Raw genomic sequence first — 19,062 nt, 5'->3', positions numbered from 1 at the left:
GTCTTCAGGAAGCGCGGGAAACCGGCACGTAGCGCGCCAGCCGCGACTCGACCGGCGGGTGCCCTCGGATGAACTCGCTCGCCACGAAACGGAAGAAGCGTTCGTCGACAAGGCGAACCGTCACCGGAAACACCGCCATCAGCACCGCGGTAAGCGAACTGCGCGTATTGTTTTGGTAGATACGCAGGCGGGCCGACGGATCGGCTTTGCCGGCCGTTAGCGCTTTCGTGATGGAGAACGGCTCAAGCGCGAGAACCGAGCGCGCCATGGTGGTCTGCAGATGTTCAAGCGGCAGCATGGTAGCCTCCCTCGATTGGCGGCATCGTGGCAGGAACGGCCGATCCAGCCTTTGCGGCAGCAAATGCAGCAAGCACGGGCATGCTGGTCCTGACGCTTTCGAAGGGGAGGAGATTGGCCGGCGGACGGGGTTTGGCAGCCACGGCTTGTCTCGCGGTTTGCTCGTGATTGAACATGATCGACGCGCACAGCATGTCGGCCCACATGGCTTCGCCAAGCAGCACATCCAGAACAGGGACATCCGTGTCCCATTCGATCAGTGTCGGGCGGGGACCGAGCCGGCTTATCGCATAGTGGTAGAGCGTCCAGACGACCGGCGGTACGCGTGAGCCATGATCGTCGATAAGCACCGTGTCGGTCCCAACCTGATTGGTCGCGTGCCCGGCAAGATGGATCTCGCCGATGGCCTCGGCCGGCAGCATGTCGATGAATGCTTTTGCGTCGTATTGAAGATTGTGCGCCGAGACGTGGACGTTGTTGACATCCAAAAGCAGGCCGCAGCCGGTCCGGCCGACGAGCGCGGCCAGGAATTCTGCCTCGGTCATCGAGGAGTCCGCAAAAGCGACATAGGCGGACAGATTTTCTATGAGCACACGGCGCTTCAGCGTGTCCTGGACAGTATCGACATTGCGCGCAACGATCGCCAGAGCCTCTTCATCGTAGCGCAGCGGCAGCAGGTCGTTGAGATAGGCGCCGTCGGCTACGCTCCAGGCGAGATGCTCCGAGACGAGATCCGGCTCGAATCGCTCGCAGACCTTGCGCAGCCGGTCCAGATGATCGCGGTCCAATCCTCGTGCACTGCCGAGAGACAGGCCAACGCCATGTACCGACAGCGGATAGATCTGGCGCAGCCGTTCCAGCGCCTCGACGCCGGCGCCGTCTCCCATGTAGTTCTCGGCATGCACTTCGAGCCAGCCAGCGGAGGGTCTGCGGGTCAGCATTTCACTTATGTGAGGAGAGCGAAGACCGATGCCCGCGGATGCCGGGATGGTGAGGCGCTGAAATGCACGGGACATCGGTCTGTTCCTTTCCAAGGGGTTGGCTCGAAGTCTGGGTCGGTCAGGCTTTCGACTTGTCGCTGCCGCCGGTAATCTTGGCGCAGCTGCCGGCAGGCACGTAGAGCCAGGAATCCGGCTGGTTGTCGGCGGTGGAGGTGCCGGCGCAGGAATGCGTCGCGGTCTGACAATCGTTCTGGCCGGCCTTAACGACGCCGTAGCACTTCTCGAACGAGAAGTTGGGCTGGGCGGCCGGGCCGCTGTAGGCCGCCGTCGCGGCCAGCGAAGTGGCGGCCGCGAGGGCCGATCCGATGAGGGTCTTGGTGTTGATCACGGTCGTGTCTCCTGGTTGCGTTTCGAGGGAAAGACTGACCTTGCGGCCTGTCTGCAAGCAGTGTCCCCGATCCGGCGGCCGAGCTGAAATGCTGTCTCGGCATGGATTTGATACGCAGTCACTATGTTGACGGATCCAGACGCAAAAAGCCCTCCGGCGGGGAACCGGAGGGCTCGGCGCCTGCGCTCGTTTGCGGGGCGAAGCAGGCGCGGCTAGGCGGGAGGTAGGCGCCTAGACGTATCGGGTTTTGCTGTTGGCGGTCGGGCGTTCCTCTTGAAAGAGATGATCCGCCAGAAGCCAGCCGTCGGCTCGTTCCCGGCCTCTGTCGCGCATGTCGGTCAACTCACCCCAGTCGGTCCATGGCGTTGCGAACAGCGCCGAGGCGGCCCGATGCTGGCTGTCGAAGATGGTGTGAATTGGCGTGCACGTCAGCGCACAAGGAATGGCGGCGAGACGGCGATCCGCACAAGGCGTCATGAACAATGCGGGGTTGCCGGTGACAATCACCCGATGGCCGGTTTCAAACGGCTGGACGAGCGGCAAAGCCGAAACGTCGCCATCGCCCCAATAGGGGTCGCCGTCGATCACGACGGCCGGGAAGAGGAAGGGGACAGTGGCCGCCGCCAGGATCGCGTCGATCGACAATTGTTCGCTGGTGAAAGTCTTCACCGTATCGGTGCGGGCATTCGAAGCCAGGATGCTGAGCCTCACCGGGCAGCTTTCCTTGCGGATCTCCGCAATATCGATCGACTGTTCCAGCACCGATCTCAGCGAATTCGTTGCATGACTGATGCGTCGCCAGAAGTTGGTGAGCGCCGTCCGTGCGCCACGCCGGCCGCCCAGGGCCAGGCCGTAGGCCAGGACCGCGGCTTCCATCGCGCCGAAGCCGGAAGCGGTGATGTTGCCCAAGGAAAGGCCGGGCTCGTCCAGCAAGCGGTCGAGGACACCCCAGACAAAGGCGCCGTGTGCGTCGCTTGCCAGGACAATGTCGACGGGCTGCCGCTCTTCCACTGCAGGTCTTGCAATGACGGTTTGGTCGATTTCGGTTCCGGTCTGGATACGCATGTTTCAGTCTCCATCCCAAAACGCCAGGTGAGGCGTCGATGGAAAGACTGCCGCATCATCTCCTGTTGGCGAAATGCCAAGGTGGCATGGACTCCATAGGCAGATTGCATTGGGTGCGATCGCCTGCGCGGCGGAGGGTTTGCAAGGCAGGCATAGATCCGCGTGCAACGATCCGGCAATGAGTAAGCCCCATGCCGCATTCTGCGCCAACGTCCTTGCTTTGGGCGCCGCCAATTAGCGGTGGTGCCACCAAGCATCCACGGAATGCAGAACAGGCATAAACTCCATAGGCAGATGGCGTTGGTAAGTTGGAAACCGATTGCAGCAAAGTCAATCTCGGCAACGAAGAACCCGAAGAGTCTTTAAATTCCTGCCGATCATTGGGACGACTCCTCAACCTCAGAAAAGGATCATATCATGAATATCAAAGCTATCTGGCTCGGCGCTTTTGCACTTTCGGTTCTCAGCGGCGTTGCGTTCGCCGGTGCGCTCGACGAGCCGTCGAACATGCAGCCCTTTTTTACCGACGCCAGCATGAAGACGATGAAGCCGGATGCCGAGTTCAAAGCGGCCTGGAACGCAATGTCGCAGGACAAGCGGGACGCCATGAAGAAGGAATGCAACGACGCGGCGATGAGCAAGCCGCATGCCGAGTTTTGCGTGAAAGTCCATCAACTCGGCGGCAACAGCTGAACGTTGCCCTGGCCTTCTAGTTTGGAGACGAACGTGATGGCGAGCAAGTTGCTCGCCATCATCATTCTACGTCAGCCCTACAAAGCCTCGCGGTGGCGGGTCCGCCTGACCATGACGGCACGCTATGAACTTTATAGCGGCGGTGCATTGGCATGAGAATGCCGTTTTGCGGCAGGGTCCGGATGAGCATAGGACCAACGCAGTCCGGAGCAATCGGTATGGATATCCATCACATTCGATATTTTCTTGCCGTCTGCGAGACGCGAAACTTCACGCGCGCCGGCGAAAAATGCAATGTCACCCAGCCGGCGCTGTCGCGTGCTATCCAGCAGCTTGAGGACGAGGTCGGCGGCCTGTTGTTTCGCCGCGAACGAAACCTGACCCACCTGACCGATCTGGGCGTGCTGCTGCGCCCCCGGTTCCAGCAGATCCTCGACGAGCTGACCGGAGTGCGGCAGGAGGCTTCGAGGTTTTTGTGCCTGGAAAACGCCAACCTCAAGGTCGGCGTCATGTGCACGATCGGTCCGCGCCGCTTCACCGGCCTGCTGACCGAGTTCAACCGACGCCAGCAGGGCATCCAGCTGCAACTCGTCGAGGGCGTGCCGGCATCGCTCTCCCAACTGCTCGAGTCGGGTGAGATCGACGTCGCCATCATGGCATCGAGCGACAGCTTTCCGGACAGATTCGATGTCACGCCACTTTATCGCGAACGCTTTGTTCTCGCTTTTCCAAATGGCCATCGGCTAGCCCGCAATGATAATGTCGCCATCTCCGAACTCGACGGTGAAAATTATCTCAGGCGTCTTAACTGCGAATATCGCGATCATCTTGCGGGTCTATGCAACGATCGCGGCGTGAAGCTCAGGATCTCCTACGCCAGCGAGCGCGAGGACTGGATCCAGAACATGGTTTCCGGAGGGCTTGGTATCTGCTTCATCCCGGAATTCAGCGCGGTAATCCCGGGCCTGCAGGTCCGACCTGTGATTGACCCTCAGGTTTGGCGGGAGGTATGCCTTGTGGTGGTTGCGGGACGTCGCTTCTCGCCCGCGGCCTCGGCCTTCGTAAATAGTGTCAAGGCGCATGGCTGGCCAGAAAGTGCCATACCGCTGGAACTCCGCAAGACAGCGGCCTGAAGCATAGTCAAAGAGTTTCCATTCTCCCGACACGCTTCTGGCGTCTCCAATATGTCGGCACGACTGGATTACTATAATTTTCAGGTATCGAATTGAGAGCCAGGCAGCATTTCTCTTTCGTCCCTGATCTCTTCAATCTCCTTGCCATGCCCCGCCTCCCGCGCTTGGGCACTGACAAAGGAGAAACAAGACATGGCTTCAAAGGCAATCGCATTCTGCGCGCCACTTAACGTGGCGTTAGCGCTCGGGCTTCTTTCCGCAACCGCGGCGTTTTCCGTCGCACCGGCTTTTGCAGGAGACTGCCCAGCCGGTCAGGCCGCGACCATGGACATGCAGGAGCATCCCAGCAAGCCGGTAGGCGTTACTGACGATGTCCTCTCGGCTATCGAGCTCAGCCCGAAGGGGCAGGCCTGGAAAGGCAACATGCTGCGTCTGCGCAAACTCGTCGTTCAGCCGGGCGGCGTCGTGCCCTGGCATGAACACACGGTTCGTCCGGCCAACATACTCATCGTCGAGGGCTCAATCACCGAATACAGCAGCACCTGCAAGGTGGGGATAGAGCATCCAGCTGGTGACGTCACCGCCGAATTCGGCCAGCTCGCACATTGGTGGAAGAACAATGGCAAAGTGCCGGCGGTGCTTTATTCGGCCGACATCCTGCCGCCGGCAGCCAATGACGATCACACGATGTGAGCTCGCCTCGCGGCGGCACTTTCTACCATCAGCAACTCAAAGTGCGTCCTCAGGTGATTGCCTGGGGACGTGAACCAAGGAGCCTGGCCATGATGACAACCGCGGAACAGACCTCCTCGACGTGGCTCCGAATGGCTGCCGCGGACAGCTGGCGCTTCGGCATCATCGCGGTGATCGCCTTCCTGACACTTGTCGATCTCTTCGCCACCCAGGCTATCTTGCCCTCGCTGGTGATAAAGTTCGGCGTCAGCCGCGCGACAATGGGCTTTGCCGTCAATGCCAGCACTTTCGGCATGGCTGTGGCCGGCATTGGGGTGGCACTTTTTGGCACCAACCTCGATCGCCGCAACGGCATCTGGATCAGCCTTGCGGTGCTGGCGATACCAACTACGCTGCTATCACAAACAGACAGCATCGTCGTCTTTGCCTTGCTGCGTGTCGCTCAGGGCTTGTGCATGGCGACCGCTTTCACGCTGACGATGGCCTACCTGGCCGAGCATTTTTCCGCGCGGCAAACGACGAGTGCGCTTGCGGCCTATGTGACCGGCAATGTTGCCAGCAACTTCTTCGGGCGCCTGATGTCGGCCGCCGTTGCCGACACGTTCGGCATCTCCACCAACTTCCTGACGTTCGCCGCCCTCAACCTACTTGGCTCCGCTCTTGTCTGGTTCACACTGCAGAAGACATCGGCAATGATGCGTGCCGATTCGACGGGCGGACCTGCCCGCGCTGCCTGGAAGGGCTCGCTGCAAAACACCGAGCTGTGCGCCTGTTTCGCAATCGGCTTCCTGATCCTCTTCGTCTTTATCGGCACGTTCACCTATGTGAACTTCCAGCTGGTCGCCGCGCCGCTGTCGCTGTCGCCGATGGCACTGGGGCTGGTGTATTTCGTCTTCCTGCCCTCGATGCTGACCACGCCGCTCGCTGGCCGTGTCGCCGCGGGTCTCGGCCCAAGGATAGGCATCGGCGCGACGCTCGCGCTGGCGATCCTGGGTCTGCTGCTGTTGCTCACGACCAGCCTTCCGACCGTTCTAGCCGGGATGGCGTTGGTCGCGATCGGCACCTTCCTGGCGCAGGCAATAGCCACGGGGCACGTCAGCCGGACAGCCTCGCGCGACCGCGCCGCCGCAAGCGGCATCTATCTTGCTTGCTACTATGCAGGCGGGCTCGCCGGCAGCTTCGTCATTGGACAGATCTATGATCGGATCGGCTGGACCGCATGCGTGGCCGTGCTCGTCACGGTCCTAGCCGGCGCGATCATGGTCGCGCGCGTGCTTCAAACGCCAACGACTTAACTTCCCAAGATTTTGACCATCCAACAAAGGAGACTGACGTGACCACTTACCTGAAATCCTTGCTTGCCGGCGCCACCATGATTGTGGCGATCGTCGTCCCGGCTGCCGCTTCGGACGGCGTCGTCACGGTGAAGAGTGACTATTCCGTCGCCGAGACCGTCGCCCGCATCAAGAAGGATGTCCTCAAGAAGGGTATCAAGTTCTTCGGCGTCATTGACCAGGCAAGGCTTGGCAACAATGCCGGCAACGATGTCAGGCCGTCGCGGCTGGTGATGTTCGGCAACCCGGCGCTTGGCACGACCTTCATCACGTCCAATCCTGAAGCCGGTCTCGACTGGCCAGTGCGTGTGCTGGTTTACCAGACCGCGGATGGCGCGGTTTACGCCGCCTACAGCGATTTCGGCTGGATCGCCAAACGGCATGGCATTGCCGACCGCGAGGCCCAGTTCAAGATGGCGACCGAAGTCATCCAGTCCGTGACCTCGACAATCAAAAAGAACTGATCGCGGACATGTGCCGGAAATCCGCAGCCCGGGCATGCGCTGCCGACGCCGAGCTTATGATCTGACCGTCGTCTATCGAATCCATGTCTCAACGGCATTTCCGCTGCTTCGAGCGGTTCGCCATACTTGCTCCAGAACTCAAGACCTGGGCGCTGAAGCCCGCTCTCCGCAGCCGCTTGCCGGTCATTCCAGCCGCGGCTCCAACCGAAGGAAACGACGATGCTCAGAGGAAAGACCGCACTCATCACAGGCTCGACCAGCGGCATCGGCCAAGGCATTGCCGAAGCCTTCGCGGCCAAGGGCTGCAACATCGTTCTGAACGGCTTCGGCAACGCTGATGAGATAGAGTTGCTGCGGTCAAAGCTTGCCGCGGACCATGGGGTCAGGGTTCGCTACGACAATGCGGATATGAGCAAGGGCAGCGCGATTACCGCTATGATGGACAAGGCGATCGCCGAGTTCAGCGCCGTCGACATCCTCGTCAACAATGCCGGCATTCAGCATGTCGCGCCGATCGACGATTTCCCGATCGAGAAATGGGAGGCGGTCGTGGCGATCGATCTGATGTCGTCGTTCTATACGATCCGCCGCGCCCTGCAGGCGATGAAGGAGCGCAAATGGGGCCGCATCATCAACGTTGCGTCGGCCCACGCGCTTGTCGCCTCGCCATACAAATCCGCCTATGTCGCCGCCAAGCATGGGGTCGCCGGCTTGACCAAGACGGTCGCGCTGGAAGTCGCCGAACAGGGCATCACCGTCAATGCGGTTTGCCCCGGATACGTGCTCACCCCGCTGGTCGAGAGGCAGATACCGGACACGGCCAAGGCCCGCGGGATCACCGAAGAACAGGTGATCAAGGACGTGCTTCTGGCCGCCCAGCCGACCAAGCAGTTCGTAACCGTTGCCCAGGTTGCGGCGCTCTGCCTGTTCCTGGCTTCGGATGACGCGGCCTCGATCACCGGTGCGATCATGCCGATCGAAGGCGGCTGGACGGCTCATTAAATCTCAACGAGGAGCGAAAGATGATGAACAAGATCACCCGAAATCCTTCGGCGTCAGAACCTGTTCCGGAGGCCGGCCGTGTGGCCGATGGTTCCACGCAGCGCCAGACCGTGTTGGTGCTCCAGGGCGGCGGAGCGCTCGGCGCCTATCAGGCCGGCGTCTACCAGGCGCTCGTCGAAGGCGGGATTGAACCGGATTGGGTCATCGGCACCTCGATCGGCGCCATCAACGCGGCATTGATTGCCGGAAACGAACCACAAGACCGCCTGCCGAGGCTGCGCGAGTTCTGGGATGGCGTCAGCCGAAGCAGCCCGCTCGACGAGTTTTTCCGGATAATGGTTCCAAGCAACATCTTTGCCAATATGGGCACGGTGATGCGCGGCATACCGGGGTTCTTCGAACCGAACCCAAGCGCCATGTTCGGGATGAATCGCGAAGTGGGTGTGGAGAATGCATCCTATTACACCACCGATCCGCTCAAAATGACTCTGAGCAATCTGATCGACTTCGATTATCTCAATCGGCGCCACACGCGGCTGACAGTCGGCGCGGTGAACGTCAACACCAGCGAACTCAAGTATTTCGACAGCCGCGAGATAACGCTGTCGCCGGCACACATCATGGCATCGGGCGCCTTGCCCCCAGCATTTCCGGCGGTTTGCATCGACGGCGAGCCCTATTGGGACGGCGGCATCTATTCGAACACGCCTATCGAGGTCGTGCTGGACGCGCGTCCACGGCGCGATGCGCTGATTTTCGCGGTCAACATGTGGCAGCCGCGCGCTACCGAGCCGAAATCGATCTGGCAGGTCATGGGGCGGCAAAAGGACCTTCAATACGCCAGCCGAGGCCGGAGCCACGTAGCCCGGCAGGAGCAACTGCATCGCTTGCGGCATATCGTGCGCGAAATGGGAAAGCTCGTCCCCGAGGAACGGCGCGAGGATCCGATGTTCAGGGAACTCGCGTCCTACGGCTGCCCCTCGGTCATGCACCTGGTTCGGCTGCTTTCACCGCGCCTCGACGGCGAGGACCACACCAAAGACATCGACTTCACCCGCGCAGGCATCCGCACGCGCTGGCAGGCAGGATACGAGCATGGAATGCGCGTTCTCTCGGAGAAGCCGTGGGAATGCGAGGTCGACATGCTGCAAGGCATCGTGATCCACGAATCGCAAGAGTGATTTTTCGAGCGCGGCGTGACCGAGGAAACTGACGGAGAATACCAATGAAAATCATCACTCGGGGAATGCGACTGGTTCCAGAGGCCGTGCTCGCCAACGATGCCGCGCTTTTTCGCACGATACCGGAGACACCATCCCATGCCGATAGCTCCCTCCATCGCGTGGTCATCGTCGGTGGCGGTGCGGGCGGACTCGAACTGGCAACACGCCTCGGTCGCAAATTCGGCAAACGGCGTCTTTCCATTACGCTTGTCGACCGCAATCGCACCCATGTCTGGAAGCCGCTTCTGCATGAGGTCGCTTCGGGCGCACTGAGCACATTGAACAATGCGGTCGAATACATCGCCCACGCCAGTCGCCACCATTACCGATATCGCATCGGCGAAGTCGTCGGAATCGACCGGGCCAAGCGCCAGGTTTTTGTGGCCCCCAGTTTCGATGACGATGGCAGGCAGATCATCCCGCCACGTGTGCTGGGCTACGACACGCTGGTGCTTGCCGTCGGCAGCGTCAGCAACGATTTCGACACGCCAGGGGCGGCCCGTTATGCCATCGTGCTCGATACGGCCGATCAGGCGGTCCGGTTCAACAAGCGCATGATCGACGCATGCTTGCGCGCCAATGCGCAATACGACCAGCTTTCGCCGGGACAGCTCCATTGCGTCATCGTTGGCGCCGGAGCCACCGGCGTCGAGTTGGCTGCCGAACTGCACAAGTCAATGCGGGAAATCGCGTCGCACAACCTCGACAACATCGATTTCGAAAGGCTGATCCGCATCACTATCGTCGAGGCGGGGCCGCGTATACTGCCGGGTTTGCCGGAACACCTCGCACGCGCTCCAGCCCGCCTGCTGATTGATCTAGGCGTCCAGATACGGTGCGGGACCAAGGTCACCGAAGTGATGGAAGACGGCATCCGGCTTGGCGAAAAGCTGTTCGTGCCGGCCGAACTCGTCGTCTGGTCCGCTGGGATCAAGGCGCCCGATTTCCTGAAAAATCTCGATGGCCTCGAGACCGATCACATCAATCGACTCGTCGTGAATGCGACATTGCAAGCCAGAGGGGACGAGAACGTGTTTGCGATCGGCGACTGCGCGAGCTGCGTCTTGCCCGGAGAGGACAATCCCCTGCCGCCGCGCGCCCAGACAGCCCATCAACAGGCTGATCATCTGGTCAAGGTGGTCGCCGCGCGCCTCAAGGGACAGGCCGCGCCGGCATTCCGTTACCGCGACTACGGCTCCCTTGTTTCGCTCGCCGACTACGGCTCGTTTGGCGCTTTGATTGGCGGACTGAAGATCGAAGGGCCGCTTGCCCGACTGATGTATCGCTCGCTCCACAAGATGCATCTCAAGACGGTCAACGGCACCTTGAAGACCGCGCTGGACACGATCGCCGGGATCCTGGCGAACCACACCAAACCGCGAGTTAAACTGCATTGAATCCGAGGAGAGCAAGACGGTGGAAAAATATGACGTCGTGATCCTCGGCGGCGGCAACGCCGGGATGGCCGTGACCGTGGCCACGCGCGCCGCCGGACTGTCGGTGGCCATGATAGAGGCTCGCGACCTCGGCGGCACCTGCCCCAATCGCGGCTGCACCCCGAAGAAGGTCCTCGTCGCGGCGACACATACGCTCCATGAGATCGAACGAGCCGGCCGGCACGGCATCACGGTCGATATGCCGAGGCTCGACTGGCGGGCTCTGATCGACCGCGAACAGGATATGATCAGGGATATCCCGTCCCGCCTGTCCGGATTGATGGCCAAACGCGGCGTCGATGTCATCGTCGGCGAGGCCGCGTTCATCGCCCGCAATGCCGTCAGCGTCGACGACCGCGAACTCGAAGCCAGGAACATCGTTATTGCAACCGGGTCGAAGCCGCGTGCGCTGCCAATTCCGGGCGCCGAGCATATGATCATTTCCGACGATGTCCTGAGCGATCCGGTGCTGCCGCGCGCGGTCGTGTTCGTCGGCGGCGGCGTCATTGCCTTCGAACTCGGCCACGTCTATGCGCGTGCCGGCGTCGAGGTGACGATCCTCGAGGCACTGCCATATCTGCTGGGAACACTCGACGCCGACGCCGTCGCTCAGATCCGTCGCGAAAGCGAACGCATAGGCATTCGTGTCCGCACCCTGGCCTGGGTCAAAAAGATCGACAAAGCTGGCGGACGATTGCGCGTCAGCTTTGTAGCTGAAGGCGTCGAGCACGCCGTGGATGCGGACAGGGTTGTGAATTGCGCCGGGCGCGTGGCCAATGTCGAGAGGCTCGATCTTGGCGCTGGCGTCATCATGCACCGCGAAGGCCATATCGAAATCGACGATCACCTGCACTCACGATCGAATCCGGACGTCTATGTCTGTGGTGATGCGGTGTGGACTTCTCCGCAGCTTTCGCCAGTGGCGACCTATGAGGGCGGCATCGTCGGACGAAACATCGTCGATGGGCCGAGACACCGGCCGGACTATGGACAGATACCGGCGACCCTCTACACTGTCCCGGCCTTGGCCAGCGTCGGCCTGACAGAGGCCAAAGCGAAGGAGCATGGTCTTGGCGTTGAAGTCCACGTGAACGACATGCAGGGCTGGCTGTCCGCAAGGACTTACGCCGAGACCGTGGCGTGGTCGAAGATCATTGTGGAGGAAACCGCCGACAGGATCGTCGGCGCCCATATCGTCGGCCATGCCGGCGAAGAGCTGATCCATATCTTCGCACTTGCCATGAAACACGGCATCACGGCATCGCAGCTGTCCGACACGGTCTACGGGTTCCCGACCTTCTCCTCGGATATCAGGAACATGATGTAACGGATTGAGCGGAGGCGGCGAACAGATATGAACCCACGCTTGCGCTCGATGCACGCAGGCTATCGAATCCATGCAAAAAAGGTATGGCCACGACCGCGTGCCTTCGATGATAGGCTGCGTGCAAGCTATGAAAGTGCAGAAATGTCAGCCGACGACCAGATAACGACACTTGAACAGTCCGTGCAGGCTGCGGTCGAACTCGACGCGCCGCTGAACGAGCGGCTGGAGGTGGTCGCAAGGGCTGTTCGCCGCCTCAACAGCGATTTTGCCGACGCGGTCGACCGCCTGGTGGCACGCTTGCAGGAGCAGGGGGCAGGGGCGATGGCGCCGGCACCTGGCGATCTCATGCCAGCCTTCCTCCTGCCTGACGACGGCGGCAAACTGATCGGATTGGCGGACCTCCTGAAGCAGGGACCGGCGGCAATAACGTTCCAGCGGGGTCACTGGTGCCCTTATTGCCGCTTGAATGCGATCGGGATCGTAGAGGTGCAGGAGGAGATTGCCGCACTGGGTGGCCAAGTCGCGGTGATCATGCCCGAACGACGCAAATTTGCGAAGGCGATGAAGACTATGGTAGGTGCCCGGTTCCCATTCCTGACCGACATGGATAACGGCTACGCCCTCTCACTCAACCTTGCCATCTGGGTCGGGGCTGAGATGGAGCGATTGATGGGTGTTGGTTATGACCTCCCGAGCTATCAGGGCAACAGCAGTTGGTTCCTGCCGATCCCCGCGACCTTCATCGTTGGAACAGATGGGATCATCACCGATCGCTTCGTCGATCCCGACTACCGCCGACGCATGGACTTAGTCGACCTGATCGCGGCGCTCAGGCGGGCTCGCTGACGCCAAAGGTCGACCAGTCGGTCGACCGCAACAGGTTGAGCAGCGTCGTCGCCACCGGCGAACGATGGCGGCCGGCGACGGCATAGACGGCGACGACGCGCGAGATGTCCAGGTCGCGGAGCTTGAGCCTCCGGACATTCGGCGAGCGCGGCGCGGTCATCGAGACGAAGCCAACTCCGGCGTTGGCTTCCAGCAACGCCAGCAGATCATGATCGGTCTCGACTTCATGCGCGGTCCGCGGCGCCAGGCCCTTCGCGGAAAAACAACGCGACAGCTCCTCGTTCGTTTCCCAATCGATCCGGCTGAGCACAGGTTCCGCAGCCAGCTGGCTCAGCGCGACATCGGCCTCGTTGCGGCGGGCAAGCGGATGATCGGAATTCACGACGAGCTCTATGCCTTCCTGGAAGAGCGGCCAAGCGTCGAGCCGGTCCCAGGCTTGACCTAACGGACCAGCAATGGCCAGCTCGACCTCGCCGTTCTTCAGCGCATCGATGACAGCCATCGGCGAGCCGCGGTTGATCTTGAGGTGGGCTCCCGGATAGGCCCGGAAAAGCTCTGTAAACGGCGAAACCAGCAGCGCTATGTTGACGCTGTTGGAAACGGTGACGTTGAGAGGAGCCACGTCGCTGCTTTGCACAGCCCTGGCGAGCGACTTCGCTGAGTTGGCGGCATCGTAGCACTGCTGCAGCAAAGGCAACATGCGCCGGCCAAGCTCGGTCAGATGGGAATGCTGGCGCTCACGCCGAAGGAGCTCACCGCCCAACTCGTCTTCAAGTGTCTTGATCGCACGGGTCAGCGCGGGCTGCGTGACGTTGCACTCTTCAGCTGCCCTGGTGAAGTTCAGCGTGCTGGACAGGGCCAGAAAATAGCGGACCTGCTGCATTTCCATGAACTTTCGCCCCCTCAGCGAAATGACCGCCTGGAATTACGACATTTTGGCAGACCAAGGCAATGGAAGCATCCCGTAAAAGCGTTTACCGCAGCTGCAGCGCAAGCACACGGTCTTTGGAAAATGAGGAACTTATGCCCCGAGGCCGGCGGCGCGCCGCAGCAATTCGACCAGGCGTTCGATCGCCTGCCTGTGAGCGGGGCTTGTCGGCCGCCGGGCGAAAGTCGGCAACGCTCATCCCGTTGGTCGGTTCACTTCTGATCGCCGGTGCCAAATGCCCGAACGTAAAGATGCAATTCGTCGGGCTCAAAGACGACCATCCAGTTTCCGCGGTGGTCCCCCGCAAGTCAGTAGGTCAGTGTGCTCATGGCAGACAACTCCTCACCGCGAGCCTGCCTATCCGACCAAAGATTTCCATCCCCAGAAATCGGTATCGGCGTCGTGCAGAACGGACTCGCAACATTGGCCACCTATTCCGGCTCTGCTGTTGCTCAGTCTCGTCTTCCCGGTTCAAAAGCGGGGAAGCGAACGGTTCCTCGGTAAGTCTCCCGTGAGCGTATTCACGCCGAGTGGAATCCCAAGAACTCCTCTATTCTTATCGCCTCTGACGGACGCGGGCAGTTATATTCATTTTCGACTTCAACTCGTCGATGAAAGCTCCATCTTGCCAGCCTGGGTCTGGCGCCGCAGCGCTCATTCGACATTGGCTTGGAGGCCTACATGTGCCTTAATGTCGCGTCCGACGGACGTTCTGAAGTTCGGAGTCCGCCGAACTAAGGAGGAGAAATAAGATGAAGAAGGACGAGCTACCCACCACACGACGGAATTTCTTAAAGACCAGTAGTCTCGTTGCCGGTGCGGCGACCGCTACAATTGCAGCGCCCTGGGTGCGCAAGGCGGAGGCGGCGGAGACGATAACCTGGAAGATACAGACGTCGTGGCCGGCTGGCGTCGGTCTGGAGACGTTCCAGAAATGGTGCGCGACGATCAAGGAGAAAACGAACGGGCAGCTCGAACTCCAGCCGTTCAAGGCTAAGGACATCGTCGGCGACTTTGAGCTTTTCGACGGGGTCAAGAACGGCGTTCTGGAGGCCATGAACTCGTTCTCTCTGTACTGGGCGGGAAAGCTCCCGGCGACCGCTTTCATGAGCTCCTATACGATGGGCCTTCGTTATCCGCATGAATGGGACATCTTCTTCTATTCAAAGGGCGGATTGCAGGTCTGTCGCGACATCTACGCCGCGCAGGGCCTCTACTACGTCAACCGCATCCATCATGGGGCCAACATCATCCACTCGAAAACGCCGATCCGCTCCTTTGATGATTTCAAGGATCTGAAGCTGCGCGTTCCGGGCGGCATGATCGCCGAGACCTTCGCCAAAGCCGGCGCCAAGACGACACTGCTGCCCGGCGGCGAGGTTTTCTCGGCATTGGAGAAGGGCACTATCGACGCCGCGGACTATACCGGTCCAGCGGTCAATTGGGCGCTCGGCTTCCAGCAGGTGACGAAGTACATTTCCATGGGCCCTCCCGGCCTGATGTCAATGTACCAACCCGTCGACCTGATGGATTTCGCGGTCAACATGGCCGTCTGGAACAAGCTTCCCGACAACCTCAAGCAGTTCATCGAGGGCGAAGTCCAAGTCTATTCCAATACCCATTTCGGCGCCATCCAGAAAGCCGACATGGAAGCCTGGCAGAAATTCATCGATGCCGGCACCGAGATCAATCGCCTTAGCGCGGACGATTTGCAGAGGTTCCAGGAGATTGCCGTTCCGATCTGGTTTGAATGGGCCAACAAGGACAAGGACGCCGGCCGCATCTTCAAGCTGCAGCTGGAAGTCATGGAAAACCCAACGGTAGGCTACGTCACGCCCGATATGTATCAAGGCTTGTCGATCAACCAGTAGACATCGGCGCCCGTCCAGCCAGGGGCGGGCGCTTCCTTTCGCTCGGTCTTCAACACCGGCAGTTGTCCATGCCATCACTGACATTCGTCATGCCGCACTGGCTCTACTGGTCGACGCTGGCGGTGTTCCCGCTGGTTGCGGCCTGGCTGGTGTCTCGCGAGCAAAAGCGGCGCGACGCCGGCCGACCGGGCCTGTTCCTGGCTTACCTGTTCTTGGTCACCGCCGGCTTTCTTGGGATGCACCGTTTTTACCTCAAGAATGCTTGGGGTCTGGTCTTCATTCCCTTCTTCCTTGCGGTCCTGTGGACCAGCGCAGAGATACGCATTGCCCGCGAAAGCGTGTCGCTGGCCCGCTCCGAGGCCGAGCACGCTGAACGGCAGCTCGCGCGCGCCCAATCCGACCTCGCCGCAAGCAAGACCGGCGCAGCGCAGCGTCTTGCCAGAGCTCAAGCCGAGGCGGCCCCAGCGCATGATCGTTTCGCCGCCTCGACCGCTGGTCTCAGTCGCGCGAACGCATACGCACGCATCGCCGGCATCCTGCTTGGGCTTCTTCTTCTCGGCGACGCCTTCCTACTGCCAGGCCTTGTGAGGCGGCGGCGACAACGCGAGACCACGCCTACGCCGCTAATGGTCCATCCACTGGAGACAGGCGTGCCCCACAGCGCGGTCAAGCCGCCAGCGCCGTTTTTTCGGTCGGTTGACTGGCTTGTGCGAGTGACGGGCGAACTCGTCGCGTATTGGGCCGTGCTCGCAGTCTTCGCCTACTATTACGAGGTGGTCGCCCGCTATATTTTCAATTCACCGACCAATTGGGTCCACGAGAGCATGTTCCTCATGTTCGGCATGCAATATATGCTCGCCGGCGCGTATGCCTATCGGGACGAAACGCATGTCAGGGTCGACATTGTCTATAGCCAGCTTTCGGCGCGCGGCCGCGCGGTATGCGACATCATCACTTCCTTCTTCTTCTTTCTTTTTGCTGGCGCCTTGCTTGTGACTGGCTGGCGTTTTGCCGGCGACGCGATCGCCATTGGCGAGCGGTCCTTCACCGAGTGGGGCATCCAGTATTGGCCGGTTAAACTCACCATGCCCATCGGCGCTGCCCTGCTGATTCTGCAGGGCCTGTCCCGCCTCCTGCGCGATATCGCCACCGTGGCGGGAAGGGGCCAATAAATGGGGCTCGAGCTTCCCATCCTGTGGCTGAGCGTACTCATGTTCGGGGGGCTCGGCGTACTTCTGCTGCTCGGCTTGCCGATGGCGTTCTGCACTGGCAGCCTCGCCGTGCTCTTCCTGTTTCTGTTCGGCAATTCGGCGATGCTGAACATGCTGCCGTCGAGAATCTTCCCCTTCATGACGGACTACCAGCTTTCCGCCGTGCCACTGTTCATCTTTATGGCGGCAATCCTGGAGAAGGCCGGCATCATCGAGGAGCTGTTCGATGTCGTCTACAAATGGCTTGGTGGTCTCAAAGGCGGCCTCGCTTCGGCCACGGTCATCTCGTGCACGTTGCTTGCCGCCATGGTTGGTGTCGTCGGAGCGACCGAGGTGACCATGGGCATGATCGCGCTGCCTGCGATGCTGAGGCGAAACTACGACGCGAAACTCGCCTGCGGTTCTCTGCTCGCCGGCGGCACGCTCGGCATCCTCATCCCGCCCTCCGTCATGGCAATCGTCTATGCGGTTGTGGCCCAGCAATCGCTAGGCGAGCTGCTGGTCGGTTCGGTTTTCCCGGGGCTTCTGCTGTCGGGCATGTACGTCGCCTATGTGACGCTGCGCTGCTATGTCAACCCTGCGCTGGGTCCGGCGCTGCCGCTGGACGAGCGGGTCAACTTCGTTGAAAAACTCAAGCTGTTGCGCCGCACCATGCTACCCATCCTGCTCATCATCCTCGTCCTCGGTGTCATCTTCCTCGGCATCGCGACACCCGTGGAAGCGGCGGGAATCGGTACCTTCGGCGCCTTAATAGTGTGCGCAGCCCACCGGCAACTTAATTGGGACACCATTCGCGATGCAGCGATCGCCACGTTGAAGGCGACCGCCATGGTGATGTGGATCTTTTTTGGCGCCACGATGTTCGTGGGCTTTTTCATTCTCAAGGGCGGCCAGACCTTCGTCGCTGATTCGATTCTCGGCACGGGGCTGGCGGCCTACGGAGTGCTCGTTCTGATGATGGTGATCCTGTTCGTGCTCGGCATGTTCCTCGATTGGGTCGGCATCCTACTTCTTACGGTGCCGATCTTCCTGCCGATATTGAAGGGCCTGGAGTTCGATGGGTTGTTTGGCCTGCCCGGGGTCGACCCCGCAGACGTACCGCTATGGTACGGCATCATCTTCATGGTCAACATGCAGATGGCCTTCCTTAGCCCGCCTTTCGGCTATTCGCTGTTTTACTTGAAGAGCGTCGCCCCGCCTCAGATTACCATGGCCACGATCTTCCGGTCCGCCGTACCGTTTTTGTGCCTGCAGGCGATCGGCGTCGCTCTGTGCATCGTCTTTCCCGCCATCACGCTGTGGCTGCCCAAAATGGTCTACGTGGCCAATTAGTCAGATCGCGTCGACCAAGTAGCCTCACTCGCTCATCGCATGAAGCACGTCGTGCTTGATGATCTCGATGCTGCGCAGATTGAGCAGGCGGATGACACCCTTGTCCTTCAGCCGGGTGAAAACCCGCGACACGGTCTCGATGGTGAGGCCGAGATAATCGCCGATATCCATGCGCGACATCGGCAGTTCGATCTGCCGCAACCCGCCCTGCCGCTCCCCCATGTCGACCAGGAAGGCGGCGACACGTTCGATGGCATTTTGGCGGCCGAGAACCAAGAGATGTTCCTGCGCTCTCGTCAGGCCCTTGAGAGCCAGCGGCAGCAGCTGGCGGGAGAGATCTGCACCAGTGGCAAAGCGGAAGACGCGGACACCCGTGGCGCTGATGGCTTCGGCGAAGAAATGATGGGTGGTGTCGGCCTCGAAACCGAATGTTTCTCCAGCCAGATGGAAGGCGCTTATCTGCCTGCGACCGTCCGCAAGCAGGCGGTAAACACGCACGGCGCCAAACTCGACCTGATAGAAGGCTCCGGCCTTTTCACCTTGCGCATAGATTTCCGAACCGGAGGGAAAGAAGCTGACCGGCTGTAGCGGTGTCGGATGGAATGCCGCAGGCAGGCTCGACTGTAGGGGGTGCGACGGCAGTGAAATTCTGGAGGTCGATTGGGCGTGCATGGCTGTTTCCCGGTTGATCCGTAGCACAGCAATCGCGCGAATCCGCAGGTCGCGAAATTCGGTTATGTCCCTACGGGAAACTACCTAAAGTATCCGTTTTGATCAAGGGGTTTTAGGGGCCCATTTTCGCTGCGCCTTGAGGAGAGCGTTTGCGAGGATGATGAGCTTTCGCATCAATGCGGTGATGGCGACCTTTGCGGGTTTTC

19 protein-coding genes and 1 pseudogene are annotated in these 19,062 nt (G+C 60.6%); 13 read left to right on the top strand and 7 right to left on the bottom strand.

What is annotated here, in order from left to right; translation table 11 throughout:
* Window positions 1–4: 4 nt before the first annotated feature.
* The 4 genes from AC0L2P_RS24735 to AC0L2P_RS24720 all read right to left on the bottom strand — a co-directional run bounded on the left by AC0L2P_RS24735 (window position 5) and on the right by AC0L2P_RS24720 (window position 2,535).
* Window positions 5–298, bottom strand: coding sequence for an HvfC/BufC N-terminal domain-containing protein (locus tag AC0L2P_RS24735; protein WP_473504870.1), 294 nt, complete (start codon window positions 296–298; stop codon window positions 5–7).
* The gene (gene bufB / locus AC0L2P_RS24730; RefSeq protein ID WP_473504868.1) at window positions 285–1,313 is read right to left on the bottom strand and encodes an MNIO family bufferin maturase; all 1,029 of its coding nucleotides are present in this window, start codon (window positions 1,311–1,313) and stop codon (window positions 285–287) included. The genes AC0L2P_RS24735 and bufB overlap by 14 nt, the downstream gene beginning before the upstream one ends.
* A 43-nt stretch (window positions 1,314–1,356) precedes the next feature.
* Window positions 1,357–1,626 (bottom strand): BufA1 family periplasmic bufferin-type metallophore, encoded by a 270-nt coding sequence (locus AC0L2P_RS24725; protein ID WP_379027338.1) that lies wholly within the window; start codon window positions 1,624–1,626, stop codon window positions 1,357–1,359.
* A gap of 231 nt (window positions 1,627–1,857) precedes the next feature.
* The gene (locus AC0L2P_RS24720) at window positions 1,858–2,535 is read right to left on the bottom strand and encodes a patatin-like phospholipase family protein (protein WP_473504866.1); all 678 of its coding nucleotides are present in this window, start codon (window positions 2,533–2,535) and stop codon (window positions 1,858–1,860) included.
* A 573-nt stretch (window positions 2,536–3,108) separates the two neighbouring features.
* On the opposite strand from AC0L2P_RS24720, the gene AC0L2P_RS24715 reads away from it, so the two are divergent.
* The 10 genes from AC0L2P_RS24715 (at window position 3,109) to AC0L2P_RS24670 (ending at window position 12,842) form a co-directional block, all read left to right on the top strand.
* Entirely contained in the window at window positions 3,109–3,384 is a 276-nt protein-coding gene (locus AC0L2P_RS24715) for a hypothetical protein (RefSeq protein ID WP_473504864.1), read from the top strand.
* A 218-nt stretch (window positions 3,385–3,602) separates the two neighbouring features.
* Window positions 3,603–4,517, top strand: coding sequence for a LysR family transcriptional regulator (locus tag AC0L2P_RS24710; RefSeq protein ID WP_473504862.1), 915 nt, complete (start codon window positions 3,603–3,605; stop codon window positions 4,515–4,517).
* Window positions 4,518–4,709: 192 nt separating this feature from the next.
* Window positions 4,710–5,210, top strand: coding sequence for a cupin domain-containing protein (locus tag AC0L2P_RS24705; protein ID WP_473504860.1), 501 nt, complete (start codon window positions 4,710–4,712; stop codon window positions 5,208–5,210).
* A 92-nt stretch (window positions 5,211–5,302) separates the two neighbouring features.
* Window positions 5,303–6,505, top strand: coding sequence for an MFS transporter (locus AC0L2P_RS24700; protein ID WP_473505055.1), 1,203 nt, complete (start codon window positions 5,303–5,305; stop codon window positions 6,503–6,505).
* Between the two features lie 38 nt (window positions 6,506–6,543).
* Window positions 6,544–7,008 (top strand): DUF302 domain-containing protein, encoded by a 465-nt coding sequence (locus AC0L2P_RS24695; protein WP_473504858.1) that lies wholly within the window; start codon window positions 6,544–6,546, stop codon window positions 7,006–7,008.
* A 219-nt stretch (window positions 7,009–7,227) separates the two neighbouring features.
* Window positions 7,228–8,010 carry a 3-hydroxybutyrate dehydrogenase gene (locus AC0L2P_RS24690; RefSeq protein ID WP_473504856.1) on the top strand — a complete coding sequence of 261 codons (783 nt, stop codon included), beginning with the start codon at window positions 7,228–7,230 and terminating at the stop codon, window positions 8,008–8,010.
* Between the two features lie 23 nt (window positions 8,011–8,033).
* Complete coding sequence (locus AC0L2P_RS24685; protein WP_473504854.1) at window positions 8,034–9,191, top strand: patatin-like phospholipase family protein; 1,158 nt, start codon at window positions 8,034–8,036, stop codon at window positions 9,189–9,191.
* Window positions 9,192–9,235: 44 nt separating this feature from the next.
* Window positions 9,236–10,630: an NAD(P)/FAD-dependent oxidoreductase gene (locus tag AC0L2P_RS24680; protein WP_473504852.1), complete on the top strand. Its 1,395-nt coding sequence runs from the start codon at window positions 9,236–9,238 to the stop codon at window positions 10,628–10,630.
* A gap of 19 nt (window positions 10,631–10,649) precedes the next feature.
* The gene (locus tag AC0L2P_RS24675; RefSeq protein ID WP_473504850.1) at window positions 10,650–11,996 is read left to right on the top strand and encodes a dihydrolipoyl dehydrogenase family protein; all 1,347 of its coding nucleotides are present in this window, start codon (window positions 10,650–10,652) and stop codon (window positions 11,994–11,996) included.
* A 141-nt stretch (window positions 11,997–12,137) separates the two neighbouring features.
* Window positions 12,138–12,842, top strand: a complete 705-nt coding sequence (locus AC0L2P_RS24670) for a peroxiredoxin-like family protein (RefSeq protein ID WP_473504848.1) — start codon at window positions 12,138–12,140, stop codon at window positions 12,840–12,842.
* On the opposite strand, the gene AC0L2P_RS24665 is transcribed toward AC0L2P_RS24670, so the two are convergent.
* Window positions 12,826–13,731 carry a LysR family transcriptional regulator gene (locus tag AC0L2P_RS24665; RefSeq protein WP_473504846.1) on the bottom strand — a complete coding sequence of 302 codons (906 nt, stop codon included), beginning with the start codon at window positions 13,729–13,731 and terminating at the stop codon, window positions 12,826–12,828. The genes AC0L2P_RS24670 and AC0L2P_RS24665 overlap by 17 nt on opposite strands.
* 791 nt (window positions 13,732–14,522) lie before the next feature.
* Here AC0L2P_RS24665 and dctP point away from each other — a divergent pair.
* The 3 genes from dctP (at window position 14,523) to AC0L2P_RS24650 (ending at window position 18,184) form a co-directional block, all read left to right on the top strand.
* Window positions 14,523–15,641, top strand: a complete 1,119-nt coding sequence (dctP, locus tag AC0L2P_RS24660; protein ID WP_473504844.1) for a TRAP transporter substrate-binding protein DctP — start codon at window positions 14,523–14,525, stop codon at window positions 15,639–15,641.
* Window positions 15,642–15,709: 68 nt separating this feature from the next.
* Window positions 15,710–16,813, top strand: a complete 1,104-nt coding sequence (locus AC0L2P_RS24655; protein ID WP_473504843.1) for a TRAP transporter small permease subunit — start codon at window positions 15,710–15,712, stop codon at window positions 16,811–16,813.
* Window positions 16,814–18,184 carry a TRAP transporter large permease gene (locus AC0L2P_RS24650; RefSeq protein WP_473504841.1) on the top strand — a complete coding sequence of 457 codons (1,371 nt, stop codon included), beginning with the start codon at window positions 16,814–16,816 and terminating at the stop codon, window positions 18,182–18,184.
* 24 nt (window positions 18,185–18,208) lie between these two features.
* Here AC0L2P_RS24650 and AC0L2P_RS24645 read toward each other — a convergent pair whose 3' ends face one another.
* Window positions 18,209–18,856, bottom strand: coding sequence for a helix-turn-helix domain-containing protein (locus tag AC0L2P_RS24645; RefSeq protein WP_473504839.1), 648 nt, complete (start codon window positions 18,854–18,856; stop codon window positions 18,209–18,211).
* A gap of 102 nt (window positions 18,857–18,958) precedes the next feature.
* Window positions 18,959–19,062: pseudogene (locus tag AC0L2P_RS24640) on the bottom strand (IS110 family transposase); the annotation flags it as partial.

This window comes from Mesorhizobium sp. WSM4836, assembly GCF_055811815.1.
Note: the sequence above shows the minus strand (reverse complement) of the source record. Positions and strands in the feature narration are given on the sequence as shown.